Source organism: Mesorhizobium sp. Arg314 (assembly GCF_053714275.1).
Window position 1 is genome coordinate 58,915 of record NZ_JBSKBP010000019.1, and the last position, 14,645, is coordinate 73,559.

At 62.6% G+C, this 14,645-nt stretch carries 13 protein-coding genes; 5 read left to right on the plus strand and 8 right to left on the minus strand.

The window, feature by feature from the left end; genetic code table 11:
- Window positions 1–94 precede the first annotated feature (94 nt).
- On the minus strand, window positions 95–775 hold the full coding sequence (locus ACWGS9_RS20630; protein WP_454506968.1) for a phosphoglycolate phosphatase: 681 nt from the start codon (window positions 773–775) through the stop codon (window positions 95–97).
- Between the two features lie 159 nt (window positions 776–934).
- Between ACWGS9_RS20630 and rpiA the strand changes: the two genes are divergently transcribed.
- From rpiA to gor, 3 genes are all read left to right on the plus strand, one after another.
- The gene (gene rpiA / locus ACWGS9_RS20635; RefSeq protein WP_454506969.1) at window positions 935–1,666 is read left to right on the plus strand and encodes a ribose-5-phosphate isomerase RpiA; all 732 of its coding nucleotides are present in this window, start codon (window positions 935–937) and stop codon (window positions 1,664–1,666) included.
- Window positions 1,653–2,270 carry a DUF2059 domain-containing protein gene (locus ACWGS9_RS20640; protein ID WP_454506970.1) on the plus strand — a complete coding sequence of 206 codons (618 nt, stop codon included), beginning with the start codon at window positions 1,653–1,655 and terminating at the stop codon, window positions 2,268–2,270. The genes rpiA and ACWGS9_RS20640 overlap by 14 nt, the downstream gene beginning before the upstream one ends.
- Window positions 2,271–2,389: 119 nt before the next feature.
- On the plus strand, window positions 2,390–3,778 hold the full coding sequence (gene gor, locus ACWGS9_RS20645) for a glutathione-disulfide reductase (RefSeq protein WP_454506971.1): 1,389 nt from the start codon (window positions 2,390–2,392) through the stop codon (window positions 3,776–3,778).
- A gap of 191 nt (window positions 3,779–3,969) precedes the next feature.
- Here gor and mgtE read toward each other — a convergent pair whose 3' ends face one another.
- The 5 genes from mgtE to ACWGS9_RS20670 all read right to left on the minus strand — a co-directional run bounded on the left by mgtE (window position 3,970) and on the right by ACWGS9_RS20670 (window position 10,881).
- A complete protein-coding gene (mgtE, locus tag ACWGS9_RS20650) occupies window positions 3,970–5,334 on the minus strand; it encodes a magnesium transporter (RefSeq protein WP_454506972.1) in 1,365 nt (454 codons plus the stop codon).
- Between the two features lie 277 nt (window positions 5,335–5,611).
- Window positions 5,612–7,501 (minus strand): ABC transporter ATP-binding protein/permease, encoded by a 1,890-nt coding sequence (locus ACWGS9_RS20655; protein WP_454506973.1) that lies wholly within the window; start codon window positions 7,499–7,501, stop codon window positions 5,612–5,614.
- A 357-nt stretch (window positions 7,502–7,858) separates the two neighbouring features.
- Window positions 7,859–8,197, minus strand: a complete 339-nt coding sequence (locus ACWGS9_RS20660) for a hypothetical protein (RefSeq protein ID WP_454506974.1) — start codon at window positions 8,195–8,197, stop codon at window positions 7,859–7,861.
- A 146-nt stretch (window positions 8,198–8,343) separates the two neighbouring features.
- The gene (locus ACWGS9_RS20665) at window positions 8,344–9,021 is read right to left on the minus strand and encodes a DsbA family oxidoreductase (protein ID WP_454506975.1); all 678 of its coding nucleotides are present in this window, start codon (window positions 9,019–9,021) and stop codon (window positions 8,344–8,346) included.
- A 39-nt stretch (window positions 9,022–9,060) separates the two neighbouring features.
- Entirely contained in the window at window positions 9,061–10,881 is a 1,821-nt protein-coding gene (locus ACWGS9_RS20670; protein ID WP_454506976.1) for an extracellular solute-binding protein, read from the minus strand.
- A 294-nt stretch (window positions 10,882–11,175) separates the two neighbouring features.
- On the opposite strand from ACWGS9_RS20670, the gene ACWGS9_RS20675 reads away from it, so the two are divergent.
- The gene (locus tag ACWGS9_RS20675; protein WP_454506977.1) at window positions 11,176–11,796 is read left to right on the plus strand and encodes an invasion associated locus B family protein; all 621 of its coding nucleotides are present in this window, start codon (window positions 11,176–11,178) and stop codon (window positions 11,794–11,796) included.
- A gap of 97 nt (window positions 11,797–11,893) precedes the next feature.
- Here the strand turns inward: ACWGS9_RS20675 and hspQ are convergent, their stop codons facing one another.
- Both hspQ and ACWGS9_RS20685 read right to left on the minus strand, forming a co-directional pair.
- Entirely contained in the window at window positions 11,894–12,217 is a 324-nt protein-coding gene (gene hspQ / locus ACWGS9_RS20680) for a heat shock protein HspQ (RefSeq protein ID WP_454506978.1), read from the minus strand.
- Window positions 12,218–12,430: 213 nt separating this feature from the next.
- Window positions 12,431–13,642 carry a UbiH/UbiF family hydroxylase gene (locus ACWGS9_RS20685; protein ID WP_454506979.1) on the minus strand — a complete coding sequence of 404 codons (1,212 nt, stop codon included), beginning with the start codon at window positions 13,640–13,642 and terminating at the stop codon, window positions 12,431–12,433.
- A 101-nt stretch (window positions 13,643–13,743) separates the two neighbouring features.
- On the opposite strand from ACWGS9_RS20685, the gene ACWGS9_RS20690 reads away from it, so the two are divergent.
- Window positions 13,744–14,634: a DUF2182 domain-containing protein gene (locus tag ACWGS9_RS20690; protein WP_454506999.1), complete on the plus strand. Its 891-nt coding sequence runs from the start codon at window positions 13,744–13,746 to the stop codon at window positions 14,632–14,634.
- Window positions 14,635–14,645: the final 11 nt, after the last annotated feature.

Consider the following 14,645-nt stretch of genomic DNA (forward strand, 5'->3'; position numbering starts at 1 on the left):
TAAGGGAGGCGGGTGCGCGAAGTCAAGGCGATGCGCCAACCTTATCCCGCGGATCGGTTTGCGGATTTCTTGGCGGCCTAATCCGAGCGGTCGCTCAGCGCGCCGCCGCGATCAGCCTCTCGGCAAGGTCCGGCGTCAGCGTGTCGAAATGCGAAACCACCAGGGTGGGCTCGAATTCGCGCACATGACGGTCGGTGTAGCCGAAATCGACCGCGACGACTGGAATGCCGGCGGCCTTGGCGGTGTCGATGTCGGTCTGCGAATCGCCGACCATCAAGGCGTTTTCCGGATCGCCGCCGGCCAGCCTGATCGTCTCGGTCAGATGGCGCGGGTCGGGCTTGCGGAAGGCAAACGTGTCCTGGCCGCAGATCGCGGCAAAGTAGTTCGACAGGCCTAGAGCGCCGATCAGCGCCACGGAATTGGCTTCATATTTGTTGGTGCAGACCGCCATCAGGTAACCGGCGGCCTGGAATCGATCGAGCGCGGCAATGACGCCGGGATAAGGGCGGGACTTGCCGGGAATGTTCAGCGTGTAGTGGTCGAGGAACAGTCTCAGCAGCCGGTCGTGCTCTTGCGCCAACAGTGCCTTGTTCTGCGCGGCATGCGCGCGTTCGATCATGACGCGGCCGCCATGGCCGACGAAGCGCCGGAAGCCTGCCTCGTCGACGGCGGCAAGATCGCTTGCCGCCAGGCTGTGATTGAGGCTGTCGAGCAAGTCGGGTGCCGTGTCGACCAACGTTCCGTCGAGGTCGAACACGATGATCGGGCGGGTCATGGGCAGTCCTGCAGCAGTTGCGTTGCCGCAGCCGATACAGGGTGGGTCCGGTTCAGGCAAGAAGCCTCGATCGGTCCACAAAGCCTTTGGCGGGGAGCCTTTGACGGGAGAGGCAAAAATGCTAGGAGGCGCGCGAAACCGGCGAAATCGGGGCTCCCCATGGACGCAAGGCAATTGAAGGTCGAGGCCGCGCGGGCAGCGCTTGCCCATGTCGGCAGCGGCATGCGGCTCGGCATCGGCACCGGCACCACGGCGGAAGAGTTCGTGCGGCTGCTGGCCGAGAAGGTTGCGACCGGCCTTAAGGTCATCGGCGTACCGACCTCCGAGCGCACCGCGGCCCTCTGTCGCGAGCTCGGCGTGCCGCTGTCGACGCTGGAAGAGACGCCCGAACTCGACCTCACCATTGACGGCGCCGATGAGGTCGATCCGGATCTGACCCTAATCAAGGGCGGCGGCGGCGCGCTGCTGCGCGAGAAGATCGTCGCGGCGGCGTCCGATCGCATGATCGTCATTGCCGACAAGTCCAAGATGGTCGAGACGCTCGGCCGGTTCCCCCTGCCGATCGAGGTCAACAAATTCGGCCTGCGCGCTACCGAGATCGCGATCGGCGCCGCCGCGGCAAAGCTCGGCCTTTCCGGCCCGGTTACATTGAGGATGACGGGAAGCCAGCCATTTGTTACAGACGGCGGCCACTTTATCCTCGATGCATCTTTTGGCCGCATTCCGGATACAAGAGCGCTTTCGAATGCTCTCTTCGCCATTCCGGGCGTCGTCGAGCACGGTCTTTTCATCGGGCTGGCGTCAACGGCAGTCATCGCCGGCGGCGACGGCATCCAAACCGTCCATGCCGCCCGAAAACCAGGGAGTTCTATCGACCATGATGTTGCATAAACGAGTTCGTCGCCTTTCGATGTTTCTGGCGGCCTCGGCCGTCCTTGCGCTGTCCTCGCCGGTGTTTGCGCAGGATGTCAGCGAATCGCACCTGAAGGCCGCGCGTGCGGCGGTCGCCGCTATCCACGCCACGGACTCGTTCGACAACATCCTGCCGCAGGCGGCCGGCGCGCTCCAGGCGCAGCTCATCCAGAAGAACCCCGACATGCAGGAGCTGATCGGCAAGACCGTGACCGAGAAGGCGCTCGGCCTTGCTTCGCGGCGCGCCGACCTCGAAAAGGAAGCCGCGCTGGCCTATGCCAAGGTGTTCTCCGAGAAAGACCTCAACGATATCGCCGCCTTCTACAGCTCCGATGCAGGCAAGAAGCTGCTGGACAATGGCCCCGCGGTGACGCGCGACCTGGTGAAGGCCGCCGACATCTGGCAAAACGGCCTTGCCCGCGATCTCGCGCAGCAGGTCGGAGAGACGCTTGCGGCCGCCGCCAAGGCCGCGGCGCCGGCAGCGCCGGCTCCGGACGCCACCGCGCCCGCCGATGGCTCTGCTCCTGCCGACAATTCGGCCCCGGCAGATGGCTCGGCTCCCGCCGACAATTCGGCGAACTGATCGGTATCAAATCGGTCGACGGCCGCTGGACCACAAAGCCCGGGTTTCCCCGGGCTTTTCTTTTGCCGTTTTGCAGCCTACCTGTGACCGGTCTTTCTCATCCGCAGGAGCCCGTCGCGATGGCCGGTTATGACTATGATCTGTTCGTCATCGGCGGCGGCTCGGGCGGGGTGAGGGCGGCCCGGGTGGCGGCGGCACTCGGCAAGCGCGTCGCTGTTGCGGAGGAGTACCGCTTCGGCGGCACCTGCGTCATCCGCGGCTGCGTGCCGAAGAAGCTCTATGTCTATGCCTCGCAATTTCCCGAACATTTCGCCGACGCCGCCGGCTATGGCTGGACGGTGCCCGAGGCGAGCTTCGACTGGCAGACGCTGGTCGCCAACAAGGACAAGGAAATCGCGCGGCTCGAAGCGATCTACAAGAGGAATGTCGAGGGCTCCGGCGGCGAGACGTTTCACTCGCGCGCCGTGCTGGTCGACCGGCATGCCGTTTATCTGGTTGCCGAGGATCGCACTGTCAGCGCCGACCAGATCCTGATCGCCACCGGTGGCCGTCCGGCGGCGCATCCGGCGCTGAGCGGCCATGAATATTGCATCTTCTCCAACGAGGCCTTCGATCTCAAGGAATTGCCAAAGGCGATCATGATCGAGGGCGGCGGCTACATCGCCGTCGAATTCGCCAACATTTTCCATGGCTTGGGCGTGGAGACCACACTTGTTTACCGCGGCCAGGAGATCCTCAGCCGCTTCGACATGGATCTGCGCCGCTCGCTGCACAAGACGATGGAGAAGAAGGGGATCGAGATCCTTTGTCCGGCGGTTTCCGAGTGGGTGCGCAAGACGCCCGAGGGCAGGCTGGATGTGCTGTTGTCCTCCGGCCAGACACTGACGGTCGACCAGGTCATGCTCGCGATCGGTCGCATCCCCAACACGGAGAATATGGGGCTCGAAGGCGTCGGCGTGGAACTCGGCAAGACGGGCGCGATCGTGGTCGACCAATATTCGCGCACCAACCTCGACAATATCTGGGCGATCGGCGACGTCACCCATCGCGTGCAGTTGACGCCGGTCGCCATCCACGAGGCGATGTGCTTCATCGAGACCGCCTTCAAGAACAATCCGACCGCACCGGACCACGACACCATTGCGACAGCCGTGTTCTCGCAACCGGAGATCGGCACAGTCGGCCTGTCGGAAGACGACGCGATCAAGCGGTATTCGGACATCGAGATCTATAGCGCATCCTTCCGCCCGATGCGGCACACGCTGTCCGGCCGTGACGAGAAGATGCTGATCAAGCTGGTGGTCGACGGCTCGACAAGGAAGGTGTTGGGCGCCCATATCCTCGGGCCGGACGCCGGCGAGATGGCGCAGCTTCTCGGCATCCCGCTGAAGGCTGGGCTTACGAAGGACGATTTCGACCGCACCATGGCCGTGCATCCGACGGCGGCCGAGGAACTGGTGACGATGTACAAGCCGACCTATCGCGTGAAGAACGGCGAACGCGTCTAAAGCGCGTCGCGCTGAACCGGATTCAGGCGACGCGCTTAAGTCTTTGTTTTGATGCATGTCGTTGTCCCAGAACCGCTGCACACTTCTGGGCGACATGCATTAGACCTGGCCCTGGAACTGACCATGTCTGCCGCTCCGCTCGACCCCGATTTCGGCCGGCGCATCGATGCCGGCGGCGACAGGCCCGAGGCCTAAAGCAGCGTGCCGCGCAGGATCACCAGCGCGACCGAGAAATAGATCACCAGCCCAGTGACATCGACCAGGGTGGCGACGAACGGCGCCGAGGCGCTCGCCGGGTCGAAGCCGATGCGCTTCAGCGCGAATGGCAGCATCGACCCCGACAGCGAGCCAAAGGTGACGATGCCGATCAGTGCCGCTCCCACCGTTGCAGCGATCAGCATCCAGTGCGGGCCATAGTCGTAAAAGCCGAAATACTGCCACAGCGTGATGCGGCAGATGCCGACGACGCCAAGGATCGAGCCCAGCACCAGGCCGGTCGGCAGCTCGCGCAAAGCCACCCGCCACCAGTCGCCCAAGCCGATTTCGCGCAGCGCCAGCGCGCGGATGACCAGTGAGGTCGCCTGCGAGCCGGAATTGCCGCCGGAGCTCATGATCAGCGGGATGAACAGCGTCAGCACGATCGCCCTCTCCAGCTCGCCTTCATAGCTCTGCATGGCGTTGGCCGTCAGCATCTCGCTGAGGAACAGCGCGCAGAGCCAGCCGGCCCGCTTCTGGATCATGGCGAGGAAGCCCATCTTCATATAGGGCTCGTCGAGCGCCTCCATGCCGCCGAAGCGATGCACGTCCTCGGTCGTTTCCTCGATCATCGTGTCGATGATGTCGTCGACGGTGACGATGCCGAGGATTCTGCCGTGGTCGACGACCGGCAGTGCGAGCAGGTCGTATTTGGAGATAGTCTGCGCCAGGTTCTCGCGATCGGTGAGCGGCGTCACCGTCACCGGCATGCGATCGGGCGCCACCGACAGGATCGAATCCTCCGGATCGCCGGTGATGAGCCGACGCAATCCGGTCGAGCGCAGCAGAAGCTGCGTCTCCGGGTCGACGATGTAGATGGCATAGATGGTTTCGCGTGTGCGCTCGACCTTGCGGATGTAGTCGAGCGTGCGCCCAACGGTCCAATCCGAAGGCACGCTGACGAATTCCGTCGTCATGATCGATGCTGCACTGCCCTCCGGATATCCCAGGATGGAAAGCAGTGTCGCGCGCAGCGACGAGGCAAGCACGCCAAGCAGCTCCGAGCGGGCCGGTTCATCCAGCTCGCGCAGAATATCGGCCGCGCGGTCGACCGACATGGCGGTCAAAAGCTTGCTCGCCTTCGGGCGCGGCAGGGCTTCCGCGAGCGCGGGGGCTGCTTCGAGCTCCGGTTGGTCGAAAATCTCGACCAGCCGCTCGAACGGCACGGCGCAAAGCAGCTCGATGGCTGTCTCGCGGGGTTCGTGGTTGAGCGCTTCGACGACGTCGGCGACGTGATCGTTGGCAAGAACACGGGCGACGGCTACGGCTTCGTCGTCCAGTACGGGTGCGAATTCGTTCATGGCTCACTCCTTGCCGTCCGGCAGGACGTGAGCCGTCAAGGTCACGTCAGGGCGGACGGCGGTTGCGTTCGACTGTGACTGTCGCCAGGCATGGCGGGTTGACCTTTCTGCTCGCGGGTTCGAGTTGAATTCTGCGAACGGGCGCAACATAGGAGCGCTTTTTGTCGAGTCAATCGTCAAAAGCTCGGAAATCGGGTGAGGGGAGGTCGGATCGCGAGACTGTGACCGGCAGCCGCCGCAGCCAAGCTATGGAGCAGGTAAAAGCTTGGCCTGATTGCTATTTCTGCTTCAGCCGGCGGAAGCGCAGCCACTTGTCCTCGACCGGCCGCGGCTGGGCGAGGATGGTGGTGAGTTCGCGCGGCAGGCTGGGAGCAAGCGGCTTCTTGGTGGCGATGCCATCGGCGATCGAAACCACGCTGTGATAGAATTCCTCGCCAGCGAGTGAGCGCGGTGGCACCGCCTCGTGCATGACGCTGATCACCGTGACATTGGGGCAATTGTCCTTGATCGCCTGGTGGAAGGCAATCTTGCCCTCGGGATCGAGCGCGCCGGTCGCCTCGTCGAGGAAGAGCAGCCCCGGCTGCTGCAGGATGATGCGCGCGACCACCAGCTTCTGCTTCTGGCCACCCGAGAGCACCTGGTCCCAGATCTTGCCTTCGCGGCTCTCGTCGGCCAGGTGTTCGATGAAGTCGCCGAGACCGGCCTTGTGCAGCGCCGCAGCCACTTGCGTGTCGCTGTGATCGCTTTCGGAGCCCGGCAGGCAAACGAGCTGCTTCAGCGAAACCTGCTGCAGTTTGACCTCCTGAGCGGCATAGAAATTCGTCACGCCTTCGGGGAACACGATGGTGCCACGGCCATAAGGCCAGAGGCCATTGATCGCCTTGATCAGCGAAGTCTTGCCGCAACCGGATTCGCCCTTGAGGAAGGTCCACTCGCCACGGCGGAAGCGCAAATTGGCGGCGCCGAGGAAGGGCGTTGCGTCCTCGCCCTGATGGGCAAGTTCCAGTTTCTGGATGGTCAGGCCGAACACCGGGTTCTGCGTTGCGTAGCTGAAGTCCGAGCGACCGGTTTGCTGATAGAATTCCTGCGGACGCTGGACGTTCTCGATGGCATTGGCGAGTTCGGTCACACGCTGGCTGTTGGCTCGAAGCGTTGCGATAGCCGGCATCACATGGATGAACCACGAGCACTGGCTGATCAACTGGGCGACCATTTCGGAGCCGGTGATGTAGCCTTTGTAGTCCAGGCGGTTGTGGATGAACGATACAAGGCCCGGAGCGTAGGCAACGATACGGGCGCCGACGAAGTTGTAGATCAGCTCGAACGACGTGTAGCTGGTGTTGACGACGTTGAGCCGGCTCCATGTTTTGTCGATATCGACATAGAGCCGGTCGTGCATTGACTTTTGCACGCCCTCGCCATGCGAGGCGGCTACGTGGAAGCTGCGGCGCAGGAATGTAATCAGTTCGCTGCGGTAGCTGCCTTCGGCCTGCTGCATGCGAACATTGAGCCGCTCCAGCAGGCGTCCGAGCTTGACCGCGATCCAGGTGTTCAGCGGCACGTAAATTGCGACGGCAAGGAAAGCCAGCACCGCGGTGCCGTAGCTGCCCAGGAATTCCAGGCCTTTGACCTCGACCGAGGACCCGATCAGGTTTTCGCCAATGAAATAGAGCGAAGTCGCCACACCCAGCACGCCTATGGCCAGACCGATAGCGCCGCCGGTCATGTCCTTGATCGATTCCTGGATGCGCTGGTCGATGTTATCAGGCGCGACGATACCACTGGCCGCCGAGCCATGCTGGGCATGGAAATGCGTATGGTTGCCGTCGAGAAGGGCCTGGTTGAACTGGCCGTTCAGCCAGCCGCGCCATTTACGATGCAAGGTCGTTGAAACGAGATTGCGTACGCCGGTGAATCCGGCGTCCTTCAGCACAACCAGCAGCACCAATATGCCGGCATTGGTCAGAATCGTTTCCAGCGGGTGGGTGTTGGCGGCATCATGGAGGAAGGCGATCGAATTGCCCAGCTCGCCTAGCGCCACGGCAAACCAAACGCCGGCCTTGCTGGACAGAGCGGTCAGGAGCGCGATGACGAGGGTGAGCGTCCAGGCTTCCTTCCACCGGTCGGAGAACCAGTAGGCTCGCATCAGCCCCCAGAATGTACGCATCGACGATACCGGCGTCGAGGACGAGGTCTTTGCCTCGTTGGTCGTTTGCTCCGGTACTGTACGTCGCGGTCTGCCGACCCGAATCACGATCCCGCCCAAATCCTTTTTAGTTATGTTACATAAGGTAACACCAATTGATCATTTTCCATTAATTTTCTGCCGGCGAATGTGAACACGGTTACCCGCCGTGGCGCGAGGGCAACAGAAAGGCTGTGCCAAGGAGGCGTCGATCGCGCTGATTTCGCCTTTTATTCCAGAGCGTTAGAGGTGATTGCGCCGGCCGGCGGCGGCCTTCCCTTGGGGAAGCAAAAGACACGGGTTTGTGAACGAAAAATAGGTGTCCGCGGGTCGGGATGGCTACTGCGCGGTGACCGGAATGCCCGAAAATCTACCGTCAGTGAGCTCTTCAGGCTTGTCCGTTTCGTCTTTTCCGGAGGCGCTGAAATGACCCGAAATTGTCTTGCTGGCGGCGTCGTATTTGTCGATGACGATCTCACTGCCGCCGAAACGGACATGGCCGACCATGGCGCCGGAATCGAGAATGTTGAAGTTGGCGCTGTTCGCGGCGGACCCGGTCTTGAGCGGATAGCTGCCGGCAAGGTCGTTCGGATCCTTCAACTCCAGCATCGAATTGAAGGTCATGGTCGGCGACCCCTGCTCGGTCCCCGACAGGTTCAGCATCGGCTTGCCGGCCATTTGCATCGTCTGTGCCAGGGTGAAAGACGCCGTCCAGGGTTTTCCTTCGAAGGTCGCTTCCTCAGCAAGGCCAAGGTGACCGTGAAGTAGGCGCGTAATTCCAGGAAAGCGTGCGGCGGCTTCCGCGATTGCGCGGAAGGAAACACTCAGCTCGCGGTTTCCAGCTCGCCGCGCGCCTTGGCCTGGGCGACCTGGCGGATGGCGTCGGCAAGCGTGTCGGCATCCTGCGCGCCCATCACGGCATATTTGCCCTCAAGCAGGAAGCAGGGCACGCCGGTGATGCCCATGCGCGAGGCGGTGGCGATCTCGTTGCGGACGGCCTCGACATCGGCGTCGGTCGGCAGCAGCGTCTCGACCACCGATGCATCCATGCCGGCTTCGCCGGCGGCCTGGGCCAGCACGGCATGGTCGCCGAGATTGGCGCCTTTCTCGAAATTCAGCTGGAACAGGCGGCGCACCAGCCGGTTCTGCACGTCTTCACCCGCGGCTCCCGCCCAGCGGATGACGCGATGGGCATCCAGCGTGTTGGCAGCGACCTTGATGGCGCCGAACGCAAAATGGATTCCCTCGGCTTCGCCGAGCGGCTCGATGCGTGCGTGAATCTGTTGGATGCGTTCCTCACTGCCGAACTTGCCAAGCATGTATTGGCGGCGATCCATGCCGCCCGGCGGGATGGTCGGATCGAGCTGGAATGGGCGCCAACGGACATGGACTTCGACGTCGGCTGCGGCAATGGCGTTGTCCAGCCGCTTCTGTCCGATGAAGCACCAGGGGCAGACGACATCGGACACAACATCGACGGTGATTGAGTTCTCGGCGCTCATGCTCGTCTCCTGTTTGGTCGCGATTGGGTTGGGCTTGCGTCAGTTGGGCTTTCGCCACCAGGCCGGCAGCTGATAACCGAATATGGGGGTCTTCTGCGGATGTTCCAGATAACTCCAGTAAGCAAGCCACTGCTGTGTGTTGTATTGCATCGGCACCATGTAGTTGCCTGAGATCAGCAGCCGGTCGAGCACGCGCACCGCCGCGACATAGTCTTCCTTGGCTCGGGCGTTCAGCATCGCGTCGATCGCGGCGTCGACAGCCGGATCGGCGACGCCGGCGAGATTGAACGATCCTTCCGTTTTCGCGGCAACCGATCCCCAGCGGCCGAGCTGCTCACTGCCGGGCGACAGCGAATTGCTGAAGCCGCTGGTGCCGATCAGCACTTCGAAGTCGTAGCGCTGCTTGCGGGACTGGATCTGGTCGCCGTCGAGGGTGCGGATGCCGACGTCGATGCCGATCTTCTCCAGCGTGCGCTGGTAGATGGATGCCAGCCGCTCTTCATCCTGCGAGGAGGTCAGGATCTCAAAGCCGAAGGGGCTGCCCTGAGAGTCGAGCATCTTACCGTCCTGCACGCGGAAGCCTGCGCTCTTCAGCAATTCGAAGGCAGCCTTCAATACCTTGCGGTCCTGGCCAGAGCCGTCGGTAACCGGTGGCCGCCAGGTGCCGTCCATAACGTCGGGCGGCACGCGGCCGGGGTAGAGCGCAAGCAACGCCTTTTCGCGATCGTCGGCTGAATGGCCGAGCGCGGAAAGCTCGGAATTCTGCCAGTAGCTCATGGTGCGGTTGAACTTGCCGCCGAACAGGTTCTTGTTCGCCCATTCGAAGTCATAGAGCATGCCGAGCGCGCGCCGCACGACGGGATTGGCGAATTTCGGCAGCCTGGTGTTGAACAGGAAGCCGGTCACCACCGGAGGGATGCCGGTGTTGAAATATTCTTCCTTCACATCGCCGCGGCGGAAGGCCGGAAAGTCGATGTCGCGCTCGCGCTTGACCGGATCGGTCTCGTCGTCGAGGGCGCAGATGCCCTTCTTGAACGCCTCCGTCTTGGCGTTGGCGTTGAGGAAATACTCGATGGTGATCTGGTCGAAATTATCAAAGCCCCGCTTCGACGGGACGTCCTTGCCCCAATAGTTCGGGTTGCGCTTGAAGACGATGCGCTGCCCCGGCAGCACCTTATCCACGGTGTAGGGACCGCTGCCGATCAGCGGCTTCAGCGTGGTCTTGTCGAAAGTCTCCTTGTCGAAGGTGTGCTTGGGGATGATCGGCGTCAGCGCCACGATCAACGGGAATTCCCGATTGGCCTTATCATTGAAGGTGAATTTCACGCTGTGCTCGCCGGTCTTTTCGAGCTTGGCGATCATGCTCATGCGGTCGCTGTAGGGCGGGCGGCCCTTGTCGGCGAAGACGTCATAGGTGAACAGCACGTCTTCGGGCGTGACCGGCCGGCCGTCCGACCATTCGGCATTGGGATTGAGATGGAACTCGATGCTCTTGCGCTCCGTATCCATGTCGGCGCTGTCGGCCAGCAGTCCGTAGAGGCTGAAGGGTTCGTTGTAATTGCGCTGCATCAGCGGCTCGAAGACGAGATTGCCGTAAACAGTATCGATCATGCCGCGCGCCGTGGTGCGCAGGCTTTTCAGAATGAACGGGTTGAGATTGTCGAAGGAGCCGACGACGCAATAGGTGACGTTTCCGCCTTTCGGCGCGTCCGGATTGACGTAGTCGAAATGCTGGTAATCGGGCGGCAGCGCCGGCTCGCCCTGCATGGCTATGCCGTGCCTCGGCTCCGACTGTGCCGGAAGCAGCGTAAAAGCCAGAAACGAGGTCGCGGCGATCAGCCGAACGAGAACGCGGTCCATGACCGTCTCCTTGCCGGGCGGCTTTGTGATTCGCCATGCACCCTAGAGCATTTCGTTACGCGATTGAATCGGCGCTCCAATGGGAATCGGGTTCAGCCGCTCCATCGCCAATCGATGCTCGCCTCCGGACACGAAACCGCGAAGAAATCGCGGAAACCGGGCTGGATTCGACGCCGCTGGCAGTGTAACACGCGCTCCGAAGTCATCCTGTTGCCTCATTTGGGCAACAGGTAGCTGGACCACACGGCACGAAGAAGCCGGTCCCCGGGATCATTTGAGAGGAAAGTGCACCATATGACGATCAACGCGTACCGCCTTTCGGTGCTGGCCGCAGGCGTGGTCGGCGTTCTGGGCGCCGGGCTTTTCACCGCCTCGGCTCAGCAGCAGCCGCAGATCCCTCAGGGTTGGTTCAAGGCCTGCACCAAGCAGGAAGACGTCGACATCTGCAATGTCCAGAACATCGTCACCGCCGGCAACGGCCAGCTCGTCACCGGCGTCAGCCTGATCGAGCTCAAGGGCAAGGTGAACCGCAAGGTGTTCCAGGTCACGGTCCCGACCGGCCGTCTTATTCCTCCGGGCATCGGCCTGCAGATCGATGCCGGCAAGGCGCAGAAGCTAGACTATGTGATCTGCTTCCCGGATCGTTGCGTCGCCGAAGTGCCGCTGAGCGACCAGCTCGTGGCGTCTTTCAAGAAGGGACAGGCGATCTCGCTGACCTCGATCAACTTCCAGAACCAGCCGAACCCGATCAAGATCGCGCTCACCGGCTTCAGCGGCGCCTATGATGGCCCGCCGCTGCAGCAGTCGGACATCGAGGACCGGCAGAAGAAGCTGCAGGACTTCGTCGCCAAGAACAACCAGGACTTCGCCAAGAAGCTCAAGGACGAGCAGGACAAGGCCAAGACCGCTAACTGATCGCCGGAACAACCTCCGGAAAACAAAAAGCGGGGCAATTCGCCCCGCTTTTTTGTTGTAGCCGCGCAGCGCGCTTTGGGCGACATGCCTTAGCGCTTCAGTGCTTCGAATGGCGCTTCGGCTCGTAGCGGCCGTCCGGCAGCTTGTCGAACATCTCGCCGATCTGCGGGTGCCGCACCGGCTCGCCCGACCGATCCTCGAGCAGGTTCTGCTCGGACACATAGGCGATGTATTCGGTCTCCGAATTCTCCGCCAGAAGATGGTAGAAAGGCTGGTCCCTGCGCGGACGCACGTCGGCGGGAATGGCTTCGTACCATTCCTCGGTGTTGGCGAATTCGGGATCGACGTCGAAGATCACGCCGCGGAACGGAAACAGCCTGTGGCGAACCACTTGTCCGATTGCGAATTTGGCCGTTTTCATAGCACTCACCATTGGGCGTGTTTGCTCGACGCAAAACGCACCTAACTTCTTGAAATTACGCGCTACGCTGCCAAAAATCGACCCCGACTTTCGGGCTGTTGCCTATTTGGCGCAGACGCTGCCTCAAATTCAATGCCGCAGCCCCTATGTGCAAGCTACGGATAGCAGGACGGAAGGTTTCGAGGGCGGGACAGAAAGGCGCGGTGTGAGCTTCTAATGCCCGACCTGTTTGCGCAGGCCGCCGGCAATCGCGCGAAAACCGCTGCCGGGCCGCAATCCCTCGCGCATGAAGAAGGCGCGCAACGGCGCGAAGCTGCCCAAGGCATTGAGGCCGGCGCTGCGCGCCAGTTGTGCCGGCAACATGTCGGATAGCAGCGACATGTTGAGCAGGTTCACTGCGCCACTGCGCGCCCATATGTCGGGCCGGCGCCTGGTGTCATAGGCGGCGAGGCTCCGGCGCGACCCGGGGTCGTCGCGGTTTTCACTCGCGATTCCAATCAGATCGTCGATATCCCTGATGCCGAGGTTGAGACCCTGGGCGCCGATTGGCGGAAACACATGCGCTGCCTCGCCGACAAGCGCGACGCGATTTTGCGCGAAGCGGCCGGGTGAGGCCGCGGACAAAGGATAGACTTGACGGCCCGGCTCGACCGAGACCCGGCCAAGCATCGATTGCATCTGCTCCTCGACGCGTCCCGACAAGGTTGCATCGTCGAGCGCCACGAGTTCCTGCGCCGTCTCCGGCTTGACCACCCAGACAAGGCTCGAGCGCCTGCCGGGCAGCGGCACCTGCGTGAACGGTCCGGTTTCGGTGTGGAATTCGGTCGAAACGAAGCCGTGCTCGCTGCGATGGCCAAAGTTGAGGACGAGCGCCGACTGCGGATAGGGCCGCGCGGAGGCGCGGATGCCGGCGGCCTCCCGTGCCGGAGACAGGCGCCCGTCGGCGGCGACTGCCAGGGACGCCGAGATTTCGCTGCCATCGGCCAGCCGGGCATGAGCCTGATCGGCATCAAGGCGCCATGACTCGACGATGGATTTCAGCCATTGAATGCCGCCATGAGCTGAAACGGCCTTGGCGAGGATCGGGATAAGAACCTTATTCGGCAGATTGAGCCCGAACTGTTCCTCGCCGATCTCGCTGGCGCGAAAGGTCACGGTCGGGCTTCGGATCAGCCGCCGGGTGGCGTCGACGATGCGCATCACCTTGAGCGCCGCGGCCTGTGGTGTCAGCTCGCCAAGAACGCCCAGCCGGTCGAGGACTTTCAGCGCCGGATTCATGAGGGCCGTGGTGCGGCCGTCAGCGCTGTTGGCCTCAGGCCCGACCAGCGTCACGTCGAAGCCGGCCTTGGCGAAGCCGAGCGCGGCGATCAGGCCGGCCGGACCGCTGCCGGCAACCAGAATGCGGGCTTTGTCGTTGTACTCCACGCCAGGCTTCCACGATGAGAGGCGACCCGTCGGGCCTTCGTCAGGATATAGGTCAGATCAGCCGGCTTGATCAACGCGGCGATTCAGCCCATTCGATTGCCATGAACGGCCAGGAGCACGATTTCAGCCATCTCGACCGCGCGGGCCGCGCGACGGCCGGCGTGGCGCGCAGCCCGCGCCTCGCCGTCATGCTCACGATCGGTATCGGCGTCTCCCTTGCGTGGTTCCTTCTCGGCGCGATGGCGATCCGCGGCGCTGAAAGCCGCCTTGTCGGCGCGCCCGGCGACGTGCTGCTCAAAAATCTGCCGAGCCCGCCATTGCCGGATTTCCTGGACCGGTTCTTCGCGCTCTGCCTTGCGCCGGCACCGCTTGCCGGCCCAACCGGCCTGCAGGCGCCGGCGCTTGTGCTGATGTGGTTTCTGATGGCCGTGGCGACGATGCTGCCTTCCGCGGCGCCGTTGATCCACACCTATTGCGAAATCGCCGACACGGCGAGGATCAAGGGCGCGCCGGTCGTCCATCCGCTGGTGCTTGTCGGCGGATACCTCACCACTTGGCTTGGCGCATCCGTGGGTTTCACTGTGTTGACGCTCTCGGTCTATGCCTTTGCCAGTTCCGGCCAGATGCTCGATCCCGCCGACGGCCTTGCCGGCGCCGCCGCGCTGCTCGTTGCCGGCCTCTATCAATTCAGCGGCCTGAAACAGGCATGCCTGGAAAAGTGCCGCAACCCGTTCTCGATCCTCTTCGCCAACTGGAGCGCGAAACCAGGCCGCATCTTCCGTTTGGGATTGGAGCAGGGCGTCTGGTGCCTCGGTTGCTGTTGGGCGCTGATGCTGGTGATGTTTGCGGTCGGCGCGATGAACGTCTTCTGGATGGCGCTGATTGGCCTGTTCACTCTGATCGAAAAACAGACCACCGGCAGGGTGGCCAGCCGGGTTGCCGGTGCGATACTGCTTGTGTGGGCGGCTGCCCTGCTATTAGTTTCGGCGTGAGGGGAGAATTC

Coding starts and splice junctions, on each gene's coding strand:
- ACWGS9_RS20630 (WP_454506968.1), bottom strand. CDS start 775: ATGACCCGCCCGATCATCGTGTTCGACCTCGACGGAACGTTGGTCGAC.
- rpiA (WP_454506969.1), top strand. CDS start 935: ATGGACGCAAGGCAATTGAAGGTCGAGGCCGCGCGGGCAGCGCTTGCC.
- ACWGS9_RS20640 (WP_454506970.1), top strand. CDS start 1,653: ATGATGTTGCATAAACGAGTTCGTCGCCTTTCGATGTTTCTGGCGGCC.
- gor (WP_454506971.1), top strand. CDS start 2,390: ATGGCCGGTTATGACTATGATCTGTTCGTCATCGGCGGCGGCTCGGGC.
- mgtE (WP_454506972.1), bottom strand. CDS start 5,334: ATGAACGAATTCGCACCCGTACTGGACGACGAAGCCGTAGCCGTCGCC.
- ACWGS9_RS20655 (WP_454506973.1), bottom strand. CDS start 7,501: ATGCGTACATTCTGGGGGCTGATGCGAGCCTACTGGTTCTCCGACCGG.
- ACWGS9_RS20660 (WP_454506974.1), bottom strand. CDS start 8,197: ATGGCCGGCAAGCCGATGCTGAACCTGTCGGGGACCGAGCAGGGGTCG.
- ACWGS9_RS20665 (WP_454506975.1), bottom strand. CDS start 9,021: ATGAGCGCCGAGAACTCAATCACCGTCGATGTTGTGTCCGATGTCGTC.
- ACWGS9_RS20670 (WP_454506976.1), bottom strand. CDS start 10,881: ATGGACCGCGTTCTCGTTCGGCTGATCGCCGCGACCTCGTTTCTGGCT.
- ACWGS9_RS20675 (WP_454506977.1), top strand. CDS start 11,176: ATGACGATCAACGCGTACCGCCTTTCGGTGCTGGCCGCAGGCGTGGTC.
- hspQ (WP_454506978.1), bottom strand. CDS start 12,217: ATGAAAACGGCCAAATTCGCAATCGGACAAGTGGTTCGCCACAGGCTG.
- ACWGS9_RS20690 (WP_454506999.1), top strand. CDS start 13,744: ATGAACGGCCAGGAGCACGATTTCAGCCATCTCGACCGCGCGGGCCGC.